Raw genomic sequence first — 18,130 nt, 5'->3', positions numbered from 1 at the left:
ATATTTATTTCGCTGTATGCCAAGTCACTGGCTTTTCAAATTTGGTCAGGTTATTTTCAACACCAAGTGTTAGTGCAAAAAGCGCCATACGCACTAATACACCGTTTTGTGCTTGTCTGAAAATGGCGAGGTTGTTTAGATCATTGAGGTCGTTATCAAGTTCGTTTGCATCAGGGCGAGAATCTCTTGGTAGAGGGTGCATAATTACCGTATTTTCTTTGCAATACTGAAGATAAATTTCTTTATTTAAACTAAAGTGGCCTCGGTATAAATCAGCCTCATCTTTACTGGCAAAACGCTCTTGTTGAATACGTGTTTGATAAATAACATCGCACGCGAGATTGCCTTCTATTTTGTCTGTTTGAATAACTTCATGACCCGCATTCGTCAATGTAGATATTACACTGTCTGGCATTTTTAAAGCATCTGGCGATATCATAGTCACTTTTACATTATTGTATAAGCTTAAGAGTTTAGATAAAGAATGCACGGTTCTGCCATGTTTTAAATCACCCATTAGGGTAATATTTAAATTGTCTAAATTTTTGTTAAACGGAGCCATTTCAGACTTGATAGTGAATAAGTCAAGTAAGGCTTGCGTTGGGTGTTCATTTGCTCCGTCACCACCATTGATTACAGGAACACTACTGCCTTGTGCGAATTCTTCAACCGAATGCATTTTAGGGTGGCGCATGGCAATAACATCGGAATAACCGCTAATAACTCTCGCGGTGTCAAATAGCGATTCGCCTTTGCTTAATGATGAGTTTTCTTCACCAACAGTTTCTCTAACAAAACCACCTAATAAATTAAATGCCGCACCAAAACTTACACGAGTACGTGTGCTTGGTTCAAAAAATAAGTTATTTAAAATAGCCCCGTCGAGCACGGTACAACGCTTTTTTCTCATAGCATAAGGCGCCATAAGAGAAGATATTTCTAAAATGCGAGAGATGGCATCGCGATCAAATTGTGATACAGAAAGTATATGACTTCCTTCAAATTTCATCATGTTGATATACCTAAATGTAGTTGGTTTTGTAAGGAGCGCTTGCTTGTACATTCATTAAGAACGAGCGGGAATATAGCATAAAAGACTATTGAAGATAACGAAAATTACGGTAATCGTGTCCCGCTTTTGAACTAAAAAGGTTTCACATAGGCAAGAATAATAATACCAAATAAGGCGAAAACAGGTAATTCGTTAAACAAGCGATAAAAACGGCCTGACTTTGTATTTTTATCATTTTGAAAGTCGTTAACTAACTTAAAACAATATATGTGATAAATAACTACTAAAATTACTAAGCTAAGTTTTACGTGCAGCCATTTGGAAGCAATAAACCAATCTATTCCATAATAATTAATTAACGCAATCCCTAAGCCGATAGTGAGAAAAGCAAAAGGAGTGATAAAATAGAGTAATCTCTTTTCCATTCCTTTTAAGTGTTCAGCCACTTCTTTTGATTGTGTTTCAGCATGATTTACAAAAAGGCGTGGTAAATAAAATACACCAGCAAACCATGCTGTCATAAAAGCAACATGAAAAGCCTTTAGCCATAATAAAGTTGTCATTAACGTATTTTTCCTTCAATTAAAAAGCGTCTTATTTGTTCAAAAGTAATAACTCCTAAAACGTCGTCTATATTCTCACCATAAATATAAACACCACCTTTACGTTTTTTAACCAAGAGTAAATAGGCTTCTACTAGAGTTGATTGCGCATGTAATGGTAGTAATAGGTGATTAGTAATTACTTGACTGTTAGGGTCTGAATCATCTCTTTGAAGCCAATAATATAAGCTATTTTCTGCGTTGTTATTATCAATTCTATCTAATAGTAAACCGTACTCGTTGGCTTGCTCTAAATGTTCTGCTTTTTCTTGTTCTGAAAGTTTGTGACTAATGGTGAAATGTTCGTTCATTAATCCTAAAACACCGATGCGCTGTAATGACTTTTCTAAGGGAGGTTTGCGGTAAGTCAGATTTTGAACTTCAAGCTGCATGACAAATAAAGAGCGATTACCAAAAAATTGTCCAGAGATTACACATGCAGTTCCAATCACTACCATAGCCGGTACAATAATTTCTAATTGATTTGATAGCTCAACAACCGTAATTAATGCGGCTAATGGCGCATTTAATGTTGCAGCCATCATGCCTGCCATTCCCATTAAAGCTAAGTCATTAGTTAAATGAGCTTCGGGGAAATATAATTGCACTATTATTGCGGCGCAACTTCCAGCTATTGCCCCTATACCTAAAATAGGGCCAATAGCGCCTCCTGGTATCCCTAAACCTAACGCTGATATTGTCATCACTATTTTAGCAACTAACAAACCCGTAATGAGAACTAGAGAAGAGTTTTCTCCAAGAGAAAAGCTAATAGCATTTATATTGGTGCCTACTGCTTGAGGAATAACATAGCTGAGAGCACCCGTAATTATTGCGGCTAAAAGTAGGCGCTTAACAATGTGAAATTTTTCTGAGTGTTTAATAATTAAAACTAAGTAGCGATTAAAAACAAAAGCCACAATACCAATTGCAATAGCAAATACAATGAGTACAGGGTAATGTGCGAACTCCAAGGCGATATTATTAAAATATTCTAATTCATGAGCTGGGCCTAAAGTGCTACTGGTGATCATAGAGCCGACAAGAGATGCCATCATTATAGGAATGAATATATGAACTTTGTATTCGCGAAGGATAACCTCCATAACAAAAATAACGGCCGCAAGTGGTGTATTAAAACTTGCTGAAATTGCTGCTGCAATTCCACAAGCACATAAGGTACGAATACTGTTATGAGGTAATTTTAATAATGTACCTAAATAGCTACTAAATGCGGCGCCAAGGTGGATAGCGGGGCCTTCGCGCCCTACAGAAAACCCTGAAGCTAAAGCAACGGCACTACCAATAAATTGGTTGATAGTATTACGTAGGGGGATTTCACCGTAAGCGACTTTTAAACGGTGCAAAACAAAGGGGATGCCGGTACGTAAGTATTTATACCCAGTAACCCAAGAAACTAATAATATAATTATCGCGCCAATTATAGGCATTATGAAACGACTTGCTTTACTTAAGCTGTTATAGTTGTCCTTTTCGCTTAAATATAGTAGCTGTAAAGCGTCTGTTGTGATTGTAAAGCCAACAATAAGTAGCGCTGATAGTGCGCCACCTATAGTTGCGAGCATGCAAAGTTGCCAAGAGGTTATTGGGAGCGATAAACGTTTTTTTAATGAAAATAATATCATTATTAATAAATCATAAAGCGGTAGTTGTTATTTACATTAATATGCATTGATAAAGTAATCTTAGTAAAAGATTCATTAACAGCATATGATGTAAAAATAGTTCCTTATAATGTTTAACATATTAATACTTTTTAAATGAATTGGTTAGCAAAAATAAATCTTAATGCTTTTGTGCATAAATTAGGTGTCTTTCGTTCATCGTTATTGTTGATGACCTTGATAATCACGTGTATTTTTGTTGGTTATCGAATTGGTAATTATTTTCATGGGTATCAATCACAAGCTTTATCTTATCATAAAAAAAGATTAGAGCTTTTGTATAAACAAGAAGCGGAACAAATAAAAAGAATAAATACCTTAGAAGCTGAATTAGAAGTGGAAAAGATGGCGGCTAAAAGGTCATTAGCTTTACTTAAAGATGTGGAAAATGAACATTATCAGCTGAAAAAAGAATTGGCTTTTTATGAAAAAATTATGGCCCCTGAAAAGCAAGCTGATGGTGTTGTGCTTGATGACTTTATTGTGTCAAAAACCGAAACAGAAAATCGATATAATTTTAGAGTATTTTTAGTTCACCAGTTATTACAAAAAAGATATGCCAAAGGTTTTGTTGATATTAAAATTTCAGGCAGTTTGGAAAATAAAACCATCGTGTTAAACCTGAGCGATATATCAGAACTCACTCAGAAAGATCTTTCTTTTAGTTTTAAGTTTTTTCAAGTGCTTGAAGGTGTATTCTCTTTGCCAGAAGATTTCTCGCCAGAAAAAATAAATATTATCATTACTTTACCGAAAGGGCGTTGGCAGAAATACCACCGCTTAGAAGAAAGTTATAAATGGAATATTAAATTAGGTCGTTTCGCTAAATCGATCCCTATAATACTTGACTAAAACAGTCAAGTTTAAGATAATCACCCACAGTTTCAATGTATCAAGTAGAGAATTATGTCTAGCCCAGAATTACCAATCAAATTTTCAGACGCAGCAGCAACCAAAGTACTTGCTTTAATTTCTGAAGAAGAAAATCCAGAGCTTAAGTTACGTGTTTATGTAACAGGTGGTGGCTGTTCAGGTTTTCAATATGGATTTACTTTTGACGAAAAAGTAAATGAAGGGGATATGACTATTGAGAAAAAAGGCGTCACTATGGTAGTTGACCCAATGAGTATTCAGTATTTAGTTGACGGTGAAGTTGATTATGTTGAAGGCTTAGAAGGTAGTCGATTCTTAGTTAATAATCCTAATGCAACTACAACGTGTGGCTGTGGTTCTTCTTTTTCTATCTAATACCATGACTTTTTCAGTATTATTTTCAGTTTAGGTAAACTTTTATCTAAACTGAAAATAAAGTTTACCTCATTACTCTTCAATATTTTTTCTGCGTTTAATTGCCCCTTTTGTTCGTTCAACACGTTTGCATGTCGTCTAGTTATTATGAATACTGTAGAATTATACCCGTTATCATTCAAGATGCAGGTTTCAGTGGGAACTAAAAACAATTTAGGCAAGGCATTAAGTTTACGTCATGGTTATTCTCGGTAACTGCTCCTGCGTTACCCTAATGTCCTACATCCGTGTAGGAACCTGACTAAAGTTAATAACGAAGCATAAATTGTTTTTAGAGCCATCGGAGAAGCGCTTGAGCAAAATCACTTCGTCGTTAATGCTTTTTATAAGGAAACGACCATTATTGCAAAGCATTGCCTTGAATTGATATCGCTCAAGCACTCTGAAATAGCCTCTTGAGTGGTAACGGGTATATAATTAACGTTTAGGAACTTCAATGTTTAATAATTTATTAAAAATAGGGCTGTTTTCAATTACTTTGTTGAGTACAGCGGTAAGTGCTGATGTGCTTAATACTAACGAACAAAAGCAACTCATGGCGTTGCAAGAAACGGCATTAACGTCTGATTTGTCGTATAACTTAATTGAATCTTTAACAACCGAAGTAGGTCATCGCTTAGTTGGATCTGAAGGCGATAAAAAATCAATAATTTGGGCTGTTAATAAAATGAAAACACTCGGTTTTGATAAAGTGTGGACTGAAGATGTAACAGCAACCTATTGGCATAGAGGAGAAGTAGAAGCGAAAGTTATTGCTCCTTATCCGCATAAAGTCGTTGCAATTGCCTTAGGTGGTAGCGTAGGTACCGGTGATAAGGGTATTAAAGGTAAAATAGCTCACTTTAATACATTCAAAGATTTAGAAGCTGCCGCAGATAATAGCTTAACTGGTAAAGTTGTTTTTATCTCATACCGTATGGAAAGACATATTGATGGTAAAGGATATGGACCCGCAGTGGCAGCACGTAAAAATGGTGCAGCAGTTGCCGCTAAAAAAGGCGCTTCAGCTATTATTATCCGCTCAATTGGTACAGACAACAATCGTTTAGCTCATACGGGGTCTGTACGTTATGACGAAGGTGGTAAAGCAATACCCGCAGCAAGTATTTCAAATCCAGACGCCGATATGTTACTTAATCAATTAAAACGTTCTGATGATGTAGAATTTTTCTTAAAACTAACCTCTCATAGCGATCCTAAGGTGGTAGCCAAAACAGCTAACGTTATTGGTGAATTAACGGGTAGTGAATTTCCAAATGAATATGTAACGCTTGGTGCTCACCTTGATAGTTGGGATGTTGGAACAGGCGCTGTTGATGATGGTATTGGTGTCGGTATGATGATGGCAACAGTGCATCATATTGCACAATTAGCGGTTAAACCTAAGCGTACTATTCGCGTTATTTTATTTGCGGCTGAAGAAATAGGATTAGTTGGCGCAAAAACGTATGTTGAAAAGCGTAAAAGTGATATGACAGGCCATGTTATTGGCGCTGAATGGGATTTTGGCGTAGGTCCTATTTATGAAATGAGAACTGGTGTGGGTAAAAAATCACTGCCAGCGTTACATGAATTTGCACAGTACCTTAAGCCTTTAGGTGTTGGTGTGAGTAAAACGAATACAGCTAAAGCACAATCTGATATGAGTTTAATGAGTGAAGCAGGTATGCCTAGTGTAAATTTTGCGCCTGATGGTAGCTTGTATTTTGATTATCATCACACAGAAAACGATACGCTAGATAAGGTAGATGCTAAAGCGTTAAAGCATAACACTGCAATTTATACTATGTTTGCTTACTTTGCGGCTCAATCTGGCGTTGACTTTAGCCATTAGGTGGTTGGGATTTTTTTAGTTTGAGTAGGGTTCAATTTAAAAGTGTTTATTGTTTTTAAGTTGAACCTGATATTTATTGATTACGTTATTTACTCCGCTTCAAATTCACTCATTTTCTTATTCATATAAAGTTGCTGATCAGCTTTTTTTAATAACTCATTCATACTTGATTCACCGTCACTGACTGCTGCTCCACAGCTTATTGTAATAGGTAAAAGTTTATTTTCGTATGGCATAGGGTTGTCGATAAAATGCTGACAGAGCCTTTTAGCGGCCATCAATGCTTCATTATAGTTTTGACTTGCTAATGTTACGACAAACTCGTCTCCTGCATAGCGAAAGCAACGGTCATTTTCTCTAATTAAGTGTTTAAGTTGTTGAGCAACATAAATGAGTACTTGATCACCACAATCATGACCATAGGTATCATTAATTTTCTTAAATTTATTACAATCAATAAAAAGTACGGCAAATGAAACACCATATCGTTGTTGCCTAATTAACTCTTCAGTAATTGATGCTTCCATTAATCTACGATTAGCAACGCCTGTTAACCTATCGTAATTGGCAATATATTCTAACTGTTCTCTAGCCAATACATTTGATAAACATAAACTTACTTTTACCGCGAGTTGTTCTAAATGAAAGGTACCTAAACTTGGGGTAAAGCGTGTTTTATCTATATCAGTAAATAGTAGGCTACCAAAAAGCTTATTCTCAAGAATTAAAGGCGTTAGCGCAAAAGATTGTCCTGAACCTAATGTTTCTTGAGAAAAGTTTACTAACAACTCTTGAATATTGTCAGTTAAGAAAGGTTGATTGTTGAGGTGATATTTTTTTAATTGGTTGTGAGTAACGCTGGTTGTGTTTTGTTGATACCAATATGATTTTATATTTTCATTAATAAGAAATGAGATAGGTGTAGGGTCAACTAACAACAAACGGATATTGGTTAAATTGAATTTAGTTTTGATAGAGTTTAATAAACGTTGTAGCAATTCATCACTAGAATTTGACGTTAAAACTTCTGTTTCAATTTCAAATAGTTTTTTAGAAATAGCTTCATTAGCTTTAGAATTTTCAATTAATTGTTCTAGTTCAGACATTTAATTAACTCTTTTAAAAATACTTTAAAGGAACATTGTTATATGAACCTAACTATTGTGCAAGCATTCAATGGCCATTTTATGGTATTAAAATTGCTTTGTTAGTTGTAATAGTTAAATAAAGTTTTACTAGTATGCTCAATATTTTTGTTTAATGGTCGATAATAAACATAATGTTTGACCTAAGTCATACTACTTTTAAATATTAATAGGTTGTCTTATGAAGTTATCTTTTTTCTCACTGTTGTTTTTCATATTTATTTCTTTTCTGTCGTCTGCTGAAACATTAAAAGTGGTACAAATATATACGGATAATGAATTATTAGATCTAATTAAAGAAAATAAACATTTAGGGCAAGTTGTTTTAGATGATTGTCAGCTTGTACAAGACATTGAAGCGAGGGCGATTAAATCAAAAATGCCTTCTTACCAGTTTTTATGGGGAGATATGCTGGCTTATGGTGTTTGTGTGAAAAAAGACGTTGAATTAGGACTTTACTACATGCAAGAAGCTGCTGACCAAGGTTTAGCTGAAGGGCTTGAACAACTCGGCCGATATTACCATGTAGGAAAGTTTGTTCAGGTGGATGTAGATAAAGCGATTCGTTACCTAAAAGAAGCTGCAACCCTAAAAAACTTAAAAGCTCAAATTCGATTAGCGCAAATATATGACCAAGGCTTTGGCAGTCCGTTAGATTTTCCCGCACTTTATTCTCAACTTCATCATGCCGTTACAGACGATAAAAAAGAGCATAAACAAATATCTATGTTACTACTAAAACTTGCCGATAAAATGCCAGAACGAGTGATTAATGCGGCAAAAGTTACCGAATATTGATTTATAGTGTGGTTTTATGTTGAAAGCGAAATTAATGCTCATTAATTCGCTTAATTTAGGGCAATTGCGTATAATAAACAAAAATATTATTGAACTTATACTGTGACTTTAAAAGACCCTTTTTCAAAACGTGAAGCAGAAAAATACGAACAACCGGTCGCAAGCCGAGAGCTTATTTTATCTGTAATTCAAGATGCTCCTATCCCGCCCACTTTCAATGCACTACTCAAAACCTTTAACTACACCGATGAAAATAACAAAGTAGGTTTGAAGCGACGTTTACGTGCAATGGAAACCAGTGGACAGATAATATTTAATAAATTTAAGCAATACGCGATTGCACCTAAAAATAGTGTACTAACGGGTAGAGTGAGCGGCCATAGAGATGGTTTTGGCTTCTTTATTCCTGATGTTGCTTCAGGAGAAAAGCCGGGTAAAGATTTATACATCTCAGCTCATGAAATGAAGCGCGTTATTCATGGCGATATTGTAGAAGCTATTTTAGTTGATAGAACTGACCGTAAAGGTCGCAAAGAAGTTCGTATACTTGATGTTATTCAACCGAGAAAGAGCGGCATTGTTGGGCGATTGTTCGTTGAAAAACACATTGTTTATATGAAGCCAGATGATGCTCGAATTAAAATAGATATATTAATCGAACCTAGTGAACGTATGGGAGCTAGGCACGGTCAAGTAGTGGTTGTTGAGGTAACACAGCGACCTTCTAAACGTGCAAATGCTGTAGGTAAAGTGGTTGAAGTACTTGGCGAGCATATGGCCCCAGGTATGGAAATTGAAATTGCCTTAAGAGAGCATGACTTACCCCATCAATTTTCTGCAGAGGTTATGGAAGAAGTCAGTGTTCTTTCTGATGAAGTAGAAGAAGCGCCTAAAGCATGCAGGAAAGATTTGAGAGATTTACCACTAGTTACTATAGATGGTGAAGACGCTCGAGATTTTGATGACGCAGTGTATTGTCGCCCTAACGAAAAGGGTGGTTGGACACTATGGGTTGCTATAGCCGATGTGAGCTACTATGTTCGAGACAAAACAGCGTTAGATGACGAAGCGATATCAAGAGGTAACTCTGTTTACTTCCCAAGCCAAGTTATTCCTATGCTGCCTGAAAAACTTTCTAATGGTTTATGTTCTTTAAACCCAAATGTAGATCGTTTGTGTATGGTATGTGAGATGTCGATTGATGCTCAAGGTGAGTTAGTCGATTCAACATTCTACTCAGCTGTAATGCGTTCTCATGCACGTTTCACTTATACAAAAGTGGCAGCCATTCTTGATGGTGACGAAGCACTTAAAGCTGAATATGCAGCATTAGTACCTGATTTAGAAAACTTAAACAGCATGTATCAAGCATTAAATGATTCACGCTTAAAACGTGGTGCTATTGCGTTTGAAACAGAAGAATCAAAATTCATTTTTAATGCTGATAAGAAAATCGCTTCTATCGAATCACTCGTACGTAACGACGCACATAAAATTATTGAAGAATGTATGATCTTAGCGAACGTTTCTACTGCTAAGTTTATTGAAAAGCATAAAGCTCACGGTTTATTCAGAGTACATGAAAAGCCAAGTGGCGATAAATACAATAATTTTGTTACCTATATACGAGAGTTAGGTATTGAAACTCCAGCAAAAGAAGAGCCAACACCTGCTGATTATGGCCAAATATTAAAACGTATTGCTGACCGGCCCGATCAAGAGCTGATTCAAACCATGCTGTTAAGGTCAATGAAACAAGCCGTGTATCAAAGTGATAACTTAGGTCATTTTGGTTTAGCACTTGAGTCATATAGTCACTTTACTTCACCTATTCGTCGTTATCCTGATCTTGTAGTGCATCGTGTTATTAAAGCTATTTTAGAGAAGCAAGCAGATAAGAAATTAACTGGCGCTAACGATGGTGAGTATACATACACATCGGAACAAGTTATCGAGCTTGGCGAACATTGCTCTATGACAGAGCGCAGAGCTGACGATGCAACAAGAGATGTATCTGACTGGCTGAAGTGTGAGTTTATGCAAGATCATATTGGTGATAGTTTTAATGGTGTTATCTCAACCGTTACTAACTTTGGTTTATTTGTAAGACTCGCTAATTTAGGTATTGAAGGTTTAATTCATATTAACTCATTAGGTCGTGATTATTATCGATTCGACGAAGTCAGATTGTGTTTAACGGGTGAAAATACCGGAACTAAATACAAAGTAGGTGATGCAATTGAAGTTAAAGTTGCAGCAGTTAACTTAGACGAGAAAAAAATAGACTTGATGATTGACGGAGTTGTTGTTGACGAAAAAGATCAACGACGTACACGTTCTCCTCGCAAAGGTATTAAAAAGAATAGTGCGAGTGACAAAGTCGTGAAAAAAGGGCCTAAAGCAAAAGCTGGGGCGGTATCATCTGAAAAAACAAAACCAAAAGCGAAGTCTAAAAAGAAAAAAGTGAAAAAGCCGCGCCCAGGAAAGAATGCACGCTTAAAAGCTAAATAGTTATCTCATTAATTAGATAGCTAAAACAAATTTGAAACATAAATAGATAAGTAACTAACATGGCAAAGCAAGACGAAGTAGTATTTGGCATTCATGCCATTAATTCAATGTTAAAGAGAGCACCTGAATTATTTGTTGAATTGTGGTTTTTAAAAGGTCGAGAAGACGAACGTTTAAAACCTATTATTAATTTAGCAAGAAAGTACGGTATACCAACACAATTAGTGAATCGAAAAGTACTCGATGAGAAAAGTGAAGGTGAGCAACACCAAGGTGTATTAGCCCGTGTAAAAGCAGGCAAGATATATACAGAATCTGATCTTGATGACATAGTTGCAGCGGCTAATAAAAAAGAAGAATTACCTTTTTTCTTAATACTGGATGGTGTAACCGATCCACACAACTTAGGTGCTTGCTTGCGTAATGCTGACGCTGCAGGTGTACACGCGATAATTGTACCTAAAGACAATGCTGCACGCATCACGGCAACAGTGAGAAAAGTAGCTGTAGGTGCTGCAGATACAGTTCCTCTTGTACAAGTAACTAACTTATCTCGAACCATGAAACAGTTACAAGATTTAGGTGTTTGGATTGTAGGTACTGCTGGCGAAACCGATACCAATTTGTACGATGTTAAGTTTGAAGGCCCAATGGCTCTTGTTATGGGCGCTGAAGGGAAAGGCATGCGCCGTTTAACGCGCGAAAATTGCGATCAAATAGTTAAGTTACCCATGGCTGGTAGTGTTTCAAGTTTAAATGTTTCAGTAGCAACAGGTATTTGTTTATTTGAAATAGTTAGGCAGCGGTTAAATAAAAATTAAATACCTTTGCGGTTATAATTTTTATAGCATCATTTTTAAAAGAGCTTTAATTGCTCTTTTTTTACATCTTGTGTTTGATTCAATGTTTTGATTTTAAAGGTTAAAATGTATTTGTTTATACCTAGGTTCAGAATATGTAAATGTCTTAGATAATTTATTGAAACTTACAACCATAACAGTTTAAAAAATCCCCTTAGTCCACCCTACAATCAACGCTTGCCTTTGATGTCGATTTTATCTACACTACGCGACCTTAATTCAGCTAGAACTTTTTGTTCCTTGTCTCAACACTGGTGTTGGCTGAGCCAGATAAGAGGCTACAACCGTAGGGAGCTCGTAATGCGTCATTACGAAATCGTATTTATGGTTCACCCTGATCAGAGTGAACAAGTACCTGGCATGATCCAGCGTTATACTGACTTGATCAATGCTGCTGAAGGCAAAATCCACCGTCTTGAAGACTGGGGCCGTCGCCAATTAGCATACCCAATTAATAAACTGCACAAAGCACACTATGTTTTAATTAACATTGAAGCGCCTCAATCAGTTATTGATGAACTAGAAACTTCTTTCCGTTACAACGATGTTATTATTCGTAACATGATCATGCGTACTAAAGATGCAGTAACTGAAGCTTCAGTTATGGCTGTTTCTGAAGAACGTCGTGAAGTTAAGAAAGATGTTGCTGAAGAAGCGCCTAAAGCTGCTGCTGAAGAAGCTCCAGCTGAAGAAGTTGCAGGCGAAGAATAAGTAACAGTGACAATCTCTTTAGCAGAGAATTGCCTTGTGTTGGTAGGAACGGTTATTAAACGACCTAAAATATCAACAAGCCCAGCGGGTATTCAGCATTGTCAGTTTTCAATAGATCATCATTCTATTCAAAATGAAGCAGGCATGAACAGACAAGCGTTTGTTCGAATACAAGTAGTAGCAACAGGTGATATGTCACAAAACTTAACTCGTGATTTAACTGAGGGCTGTAATGTAAAAGTGACTGGTTTTATCAACCGGCACGAATCGAGAAATGGTAATCCACTTCTTGTATTACATGCTCAACAGATTGAAATGATTAATTAGGAGAAATCCATGTCTCGTTTTTTTAGACGTCGTAAGTTCTGCCGTTTTACTGCAGAAGGTGCTGTTTCTATCGATTATAAAGATATTGCAACACTAAAAAACTATATCACTGAAAGTGGTAAAATCGTTCCTAGCCGTATTACTGGTACAGCTGCTAAATATCAACGTCAACTTGGTCGTGCGATCAAGCGTGCTCGTTATTTAGCATTGTTACCATATACAGATTTACATAAGTAACCTAATAAGGGGTTTTGAAAATGGAAGTAATCCTTCTTGATAAAATCGCCAAATTAGGCGGCCTTGGTGACAAGGTGTCAGTTAAGTCTGGCTATGCACGTAACTACTTATTACCAAAAGGTAAGGCTGTATTTGCATCTGCGGCTAACGTTGAGCACTTTGAAGCTCGTCGTGCTGAATTAGAAGCTCAATTAGCAAAAACTTTAGCAGCAGCTGAAGCTCGTGCTACTAAATTAGCTGAATTAGCTGAAGTTACTATCGCATCAAAAGCGGGTGACGAAGGTAAATTATTCGGTTCAATTGGTACTCGTGATATCGCTAATGCAATTACTGAAGCTGGTGTTGAAGTGACTAAAGCTGAAGTACGTTTACCATTAGGTGCTATCCGTGAAACAGGTGAATTCGATATCGTTATTCACTTACACAATGATGTTGATACTAACATCAAAGTTGTTGTTATCGCTGAAGCATAAATTTAGACTAATTATTTAGTTATAAATTTTTAAACGCCGTATTATTAATTGATAATACGGCGTTTTTTATTGCCTACAAAAAAGTATGTATCCAACTCTTGTCTGTGGTAATTTCCTCTGTACAAAATAGATAATTCATTAATGCGTTTGGTATAAATCTAAATTTTATTCATTAAATATCTGGTTGTTTGATGAATTTACGTTACAGTTAATGTAAGTTCTTTGAATTACATGTAAATTATCTTTTAATTATTCTTATTTACAGAGACACAAATTTTTGATTAAAAACTTGCGTCAATTTACTAATAGAGGATAATGGAATTTAGGTAATTCGTTATAAATAAACAATAAAATAGACATATGTCACTTATACCTAAAATTAATAAACTGTTTTCTAAAAAAAAATCGAATGACATTATTGGTGTGAGTTTACAGCCTGACTCGTTATCTTATTGTTATCGACCTATAAATGCCTCTCCAGATTGTCAAAAAATCACCAAACCGAATACCTCAGCATCTATTGCTAAATTAGCTGATAATGTTAATGGGAAAGGCTTGTGTCATATTGTTTTATCCTCGAGTCAGTATCAAATCGTACAAGTAGATAAACCCAAGGTGCCTGATACAGAAATTAATGCGGCATTAAAATGGCAAGTGAAAGATCTAGTACCATTTAAACCCGACAATATGGTGGTTGATTATTTTGATGTGCCTCAATTGTCGATGAATGTAGAAAAAATCAATGTAGTGTGTGCTGACTTAACTGAGTTAAGAGCGATCGTTGAAAATATGAGTGAAAAGCAATTAGATATTGCATTAATTACAACGGTAGAGTTTGCTTTTGCTCAATTAATACCAGAAAGTGAATTAGCTATTTTACTTGTTTGTCAGCATGCTAATGAAGAATTATTAATTCTTATTATTAAGCAAGGTAAGATCTTTTTTCAGCGTCGTATTCGAGGCTTATCTCAAATATCACAAAAAACTGAAGAAGAGTTAACTATGGGTTCGATAGATATGTTGAGCCTAGAAATACAACGCTCAACAGATTATTTTGAACGACAATTAAAACAAGCACCAATTAAAGAAATTCAGGTCATTATTCCTATGGCAACTGAAGCCTTTTTAGTTCGTAAAATTTCAGAAAATACCAATGTGCCTGTAAATCTTTTATCAATGCCTGAAGGTTTTGAACAATATCGTAATTTTCCATGTGCGGTTGGTGCTTCTATGTTACCTAACATGGGGGTAAGTGTATGACAGAGGTAGTGGTAGGTAAGCATAGTATAAATTTATTGCAGCCTGAACTAACGCCAGTAAAACCACTATGGTCTTTAAAAAGAGTGATTATTGTTTGGGGCGTAATTCTTTTAGCGATGTTATCGTGGATTATTCTAAGCCAAAATCAACTTGTACAGGAAAATAAACGTTTTACTCAATTGAACAATGAAAAAATAGCTTTAAATGAAAAACTCGTTCAGTTAGAAAATGAGCTAGAAGCTCATAAACCGAATAATAGACTGAAAGAAAAAATAGATTTACTCGCGTTAATTTTAAATAATAAAACACAATTGCATGCAGAACTCACCGATACCAGTAAAACTCGGGTTGCAGGTTTTGCTCAATCAATGACCGAATTATCTGAAAATCATCATAAAGGTATTAGTTTGTCTATTGTACAAATTAATAACGACGATATGACCTTTGCTGGTGTTACTAAAAATCCTCAAGCAGTTCCTTCTTGGTTGGCTGGCTTTGAAAATTCTACTTTTTTATCGGGTAAAAAGTTTATTAATTTTGTTATGCAAGAAAACGAAAAACAACAAATTCAATTTGCTGTAAGTTCTAAAGTGAATCTTGAGGACTTTTCTTATGAGTAAATGGCAAGAGTATTCAGATAAGTTTCAAAATATCAGTTCTAGAGAGCAATACTTAATTTTAATTACGGGATTAGTTGCGGTTGTTTTTATTTCGTTTAGCTTGTTTCTTGATCCGAGCTTAGCAAAAACCCAAAATATTAAAGAACAATCAGCGAGTCTAGTAATAGAAAATAAATCGATTCGATCTTCTATTTCAATTTATGAAGAGGCTTTAGCTAAAGATCCTAATGTAGCATTAAATACACAAATATCTGCTTACGAGAAACAGCTAAAACAGATAGACGATAAACTATTGTTATTAACTTCAGAACTCATTGATCCTATTCAAATGAGATTTGCATTGATTGATATGCTTAAAGTTCAAAAAGGCGTTTCACTTATCTCATTCGAATTACTAGGTGCTAGGCCTTTAATGGGAGAAGAGGGAGATTTAGCCGATGATGAAAAAAATACAAAAGAAGAACCTAAATTAGCTAGCACCGATACAGTTGAAGGGAATATAAACCTATACCAGCATGGTATTCGATTAAAATTAACGGGTAAATATTTTCAATTACGTGACTATTTATCACAATTAGAGGCTATGCCATGGAAGTTTTTTTGGAAAGATTTTAGATATAAAATTAAAAAATATCCATTGGGCGAATTAGAAATTGAGATGTATAGTTTAAGTACTAATGAGGAATTTATTGGTGTATAAATTTATATTAATCATATTGTTATCGGTATTTTCTCTTCATAACTATGCGCAAGATGTTGATCCTACAAAACCATTGTCAATATCGAATAGTGCAGGCATTGAAAATATTAAAAAGGGCCTAGTGCTTGAAACCATTATCTATAGTAGTAAAAATAAATCTGCAATTATAAGTGGTAAGCTTATGAAAGTAGGTGATTATATTGGAGAGCATGAGTTAATCACAGTAAACTCCTCAAGTGTTATATTACGATCTGACGACGAACGTTTAAAGCTGTCTATGTTTTCTAATGTTGTAACTAAATAATAATGAAAAGAAATAATCATATGAAACTATCAAAATTGAGTCTAATAAATAGCTGTGTAATTTCTTTTTTATCTCTCGCTGTAGTGGGTTGTCAAACGGTGCCTGACCAACCAACAGTTGTTAATAATGAGTTAGATAAAGCCATTGAAGAATCAACAAAACCCAAAACTCCTAAGCCGTTAACTCAATTACCTAACGCTGTTCAACAAGAATTAATGCAACAAAGCATACAAACGGCTAAAAATGGTTTATTGGCTGAAAAGCGATTAGAAATTGCTGCTAGTGATGTAAAAGCGCAAGACTTTTTTGCTGCCTTGGTAGAAGACTCTTCTTATAGTATTGCAGTACATCCAGATGTATCTGGCTCTATAACATTGAATTTAAAAGAGGTAACTATTCAAGAAACTCTTAATGTTATAGCAGAATTGTATGGTTATGATATCCGTCGCCAAGGAAATGTTATTCAAGTGTATGCGGCAGGTATGCGTACTGAAACTATTCCTTTAGATTACCTTTTTGTTAAGCGAGGGGGATCTTCTAGCACTCGGGTTAATTCTGGTGGTGTATCAGAAAACGATCCAAATTCTGGAGGGTCTTCAGGAAATCGCTCGAGTGGTAGCTCTAATCGAAACTCTGGTAATTCAAATAATCAAAATAATAATGATCAAAATAGCCAGAACAGTAATGGTAGTAGCGGCACAAATATCTACACAAGTAATGAATCTAACTATTGGGAAGAATTAAAAGAAAATTTATCTTCTTTAATTGGTGTTAAGGCTGAAGGTGGTGAAGGTCGCTCTGTTATTGTTTCTCCTCAAGCGGGCTTGGTTACCGTACGCGCATTACCCAATGAAATAGCATCAGTTAGAAAATTCTTATCTGATTCACAAGAACATTTACGTAGACAAGTTATTATTGAAGCAAAAATAATGGAAGTTACGCTTAACGATGATTATCAACAAGGGGTTAAGTGGGAAAATGTTTTAGGTCATGTTGGCTCTACAGATATTAATTTTCAAACTACAGGAAATCTTGTGGGTAATGTTATTTCGGCATCTGTGGGAGGATTAACCGGTCTTAGTTTTAAAAATGCTGATTTTTCAGGTGTTATAGATTTACTTTCGACACAAGGTAATGTCCAAATATTATCTAGTCCTAGAATTACAGCAACAAATAATCAAAAAGCTGTAATTAAAGTAGGTGAAGATGAGTATTTTGTTACTGAAATTTCAAGTACTACTACTACAGGCACCGCAACTACAACAACTCCTGAAATTCAATTAACGCCTTTTTTCTCTGGGATTGCATTAGATGTTACCGCGCAAATAGATAAAAATGGAGAAGTTATTTTACATGTTCATCCGTCAGTTACTATTACCGACGAGCAAACTAAAACGATACGTTTAGGCGATGAAAACTTTTCATTACCATTAGCGCAAAGTAGCGTTCGTGAATCAGATACCATTATTCGCGCTAAGTCGGGAGAGATAGTTGTTATTGGTGGTTTGATTGAATCTCGTAAGGTTGATCAAGAATCTAAAACCCCGCTACTTGGTGACATTCCTTTATTTGGTGAGTTGTTTAAAAGTAAAACGGAAAGTACCCAAAAGAAAGAACTTATTATCATGCTTAAGCCGATTGTTGTTGATCAAAATACCTGGAAAACACAATTACAAGACGCAAGAGCATTATTAAAGCAATGGTTTCCTGAAGAAGTTGAAAACACAACTAGCGAACAGTAA

General features: G+C 35.5%; 19 protein-coding genes. 15 read left to right on the top strand and 4 right to left on the bottom strand.

Annotated features, from left to right (window positions below; translation table 11 throughout):
* Positions 1-4 precede the first annotated feature (4 nt).
* The 3 genes from ACM9HF_RS10820 to ACM9HF_RS10810 all read right to left on the bottom strand — a co-directional run bounded on the left by ACM9HF_RS10820 (position 5) and on the right by ACM9HF_RS10810 (position 3,200).
* The gene (locus ACM9HF_RS10820) at positions 5-1,012 is read right to left on the bottom strand and encodes an aspartate carbamoyltransferase (protein ID WP_473607692.1); all 1,008 of its coding nucleotides are present in this window, start codon (positions 1,010-1,012) and stop codon (positions 5-7) included.
* 131 nt (positions 1,013-1,143) lie between these two features.
* Positions 1,144-1,575, bottom strand: a complete 432-nt coding sequence (locus tag ACM9HF_RS10815) for a CopD family protein (protein ID WP_473607688.1) — start codon at positions 1,573-1,575, stop codon at positions 1,144-1,146.
* On the bottom strand, positions 1,575-3,200 hold the full coding sequence (locus ACM9HF_RS10810; RefSeq protein ID WP_473607683.1) for a chloride channel protein: 1,626 nt from the start codon (positions 3,198-3,200) through the stop codon (positions 1,575-1,577). The genes ACM9HF_RS10815 and ACM9HF_RS10810 overlap by 1 nt, the downstream gene beginning before the upstream one ends.
* A gap of 195 nt (positions 3,201-3,395) precedes the next feature.
* Between ACM9HF_RS10810 and ACM9HF_RS10805 the strand changes: the two genes are divergently transcribed.
* The 3 genes from ACM9HF_RS10805 to ACM9HF_RS10795 all read left to right on the top strand — a co-directional run bounded on the left by ACM9HF_RS10805 (position 3,396) and on the right by ACM9HF_RS10795 (position 6,441).
* On the top strand, positions 3,396-4,151 hold the full coding sequence (locus ACM9HF_RS10805) for a DUF6776 family protein (RefSeq protein ID WP_473607678.1): 756 nt from the start codon (positions 3,396-3,398) through the stop codon (positions 4,149-4,151).
* Positions 4,152-4,205: 54 nt separating this feature from the next.
* The gene (gene erpA, locus ACM9HF_RS10800; RefSeq protein WP_076417178.1) at positions 4,206-4,547 is read left to right on the top strand and encodes an iron-sulfur cluster insertion protein ErpA; all 342 of its coding nucleotides are present in this window, start codon (positions 4,206-4,208) and stop codon (positions 4,545-4,547) included.
* Positions 4,548-5,043: 496 nt separating this feature from the next.
* The gene (locus ACM9HF_RS10795) at positions 5,044-6,441 is read left to right on the top strand and encodes a M20/M25/M40 family metallo-hydrolase (protein WP_473607671.1); all 1,398 of its coding nucleotides are present in this window, start codon (positions 5,044-5,046) and stop codon (positions 6,439-6,441) included.
* A gap of 89 nt (positions 6,442-6,530) precedes the next feature.
* On the opposite strand, the gene ACM9HF_RS10790 is transcribed toward ACM9HF_RS10795, so the two are convergent.
* The gene (locus ACM9HF_RS10790) at positions 6,531-7,547 is read right to left on the bottom strand and encodes a DUF484 family protein (RefSeq protein ID WP_473607667.1); all 1,017 of its coding nucleotides are present in this window, start codon (positions 7,545-7,547) and stop codon (positions 6,531-6,533) included.
* 220 nt (positions 7,548-7,767) lie between these two features.
* Between ACM9HF_RS10790 and ACM9HF_RS10785 the strand changes: the two genes are divergently transcribed.
* From ACM9HF_RS10785 to mshL, 12 genes are all read left to right on the top strand, one after another.
* Positions 7,768-8,385 (top strand): tetratricopeptide repeat protein, encoded by a 618-nt coding sequence (locus ACM9HF_RS10785; protein WP_473607663.1) that lies wholly within the window; start codon positions 7,768-7,770, stop codon positions 8,383-8,385.
* Between the two features lie 102 nt (positions 8,386-8,487).
* Positions 8,488-10,896, top strand: a complete 2,409-nt coding sequence (gene rnr / locus ACM9HF_RS10780) for a ribonuclease R (protein WP_473607659.1) — start codon at positions 8,488-8,490, stop codon at positions 10,894-10,896.
* A gap of 59 nt (positions 10,897-10,955) precedes the next feature.
* The gene (gene rlmB, locus ACM9HF_RS10775; RefSeq protein WP_473607657.1) at positions 10,956-11,717 is read left to right on the top strand and encodes a 23S rRNA (guanosine(2251)-2'-O)-methyltransferase RlmB; all 762 of its coding nucleotides are present in this window, start codon (positions 10,956-10,958) and stop codon (positions 11,715-11,717) included.
* Between the two features lie 339 nt (positions 11,718-12,056).
* Positions 12,057-12,467: a 30S ribosomal protein S6 gene (gene rpsF / locus ACM9HF_RS10770; protein ID WP_473607653.1), complete on the top strand. Its 411-nt coding sequence runs from the start codon at positions 12,057-12,059 to the stop codon at positions 12,465-12,467.
* Between the two features lie 6 nt (positions 12,468-12,473).
* Entirely contained in the window at positions 12,474-12,794 is a 321-nt protein-coding gene (gene priB, locus ACM9HF_RS10765; protein WP_473607650.1) for a primosomal replication protein N, read from the top strand.
* 9 nt (positions 12,795-12,803) lie between these two features.
* Positions 12,804-13,031: a 30S ribosomal protein S18 gene (gene rpsR, locus ACM9HF_RS10760; RefSeq protein WP_076417170.1), complete on the top strand. Its 228-nt coding sequence runs from the start codon at positions 12,804-12,806 to the stop codon at positions 13,029-13,031.
* A gap of 20 nt (positions 13,032-13,051) precedes the next feature.
* Positions 13,052-13,504 (top strand): 50S ribosomal protein L9, encoded by a 453-nt coding sequence (rplI, locus tag ACM9HF_RS10755; protein WP_473607644.1) that lies wholly within the window; start codon positions 13,052-13,054, stop codon positions 13,502-13,504.
* A gap of 360 nt (positions 13,505-13,864) precedes the next feature.
* The gene (locus ACM9HF_RS10750; RefSeq protein WP_473607640.1) at positions 13,865-14,764 is read left to right on the top strand and encodes a hypothetical protein; all 900 of its coding nucleotides are present in this window, start codon (positions 13,865-13,867) and stop codon (positions 14,762-14,764) included.
* Positions 14,761-15,384 carry a PilN domain-containing protein gene (locus ACM9HF_RS10745; protein ID WP_473607636.1) on the top strand — a complete coding sequence of 208 codons (624 nt, stop codon included), beginning with the start codon at positions 14,761-14,763 and terminating at the stop codon, positions 15,382-15,384. The genes ACM9HF_RS10750 and ACM9HF_RS10745 overlap by 4 nt, the downstream gene beginning before the upstream one ends.
* Positions 15,377-16,084, top strand: a complete 708-nt coding sequence (locus tag ACM9HF_RS10740; protein ID WP_473607632.1) for a hypothetical protein — start codon at positions 15,377-15,379, stop codon at positions 16,082-16,084. The genes ACM9HF_RS10745 and ACM9HF_RS10740 overlap by 8 nt, the downstream gene beginning before the upstream one ends.
* Positions 16,077-16,388 (top strand): hypothetical protein, encoded by a 312-nt coding sequence (locus tag ACM9HF_RS10735; protein WP_473607629.1) that lies wholly within the window; start codon positions 16,077-16,079, stop codon positions 16,386-16,388. Before ACM9HF_RS10740 ends, ACM9HF_RS10735 begins: the two co-directional genes overlap by 8 nt.
* Before the next feature lie 20 nt (positions 16,389-16,408).
* Entirely contained in the window at positions 16,409-18,130 is a 1,722-nt protein-coding gene (gene mshL, locus ACM9HF_RS10730) for a pilus (MSHA type) biogenesis protein MshL (protein WP_473607625.1), read from the top strand.

The sequence above is a fragment of the Colwellia sp. RE-S-Sl-9 genome (genome assembly GCF_048296855.1).
Lineage (GTDB): Bacteria > Pseudomonadota > Gammaproteobacteria > Enterobacterales > Alteromonadaceae > Pseudocolwellia.
The sequence above is the reverse complement of the archived record's forward strand: the minus strand, read 5'-3'. Positions and strand labels throughout refer to the sequence as shown.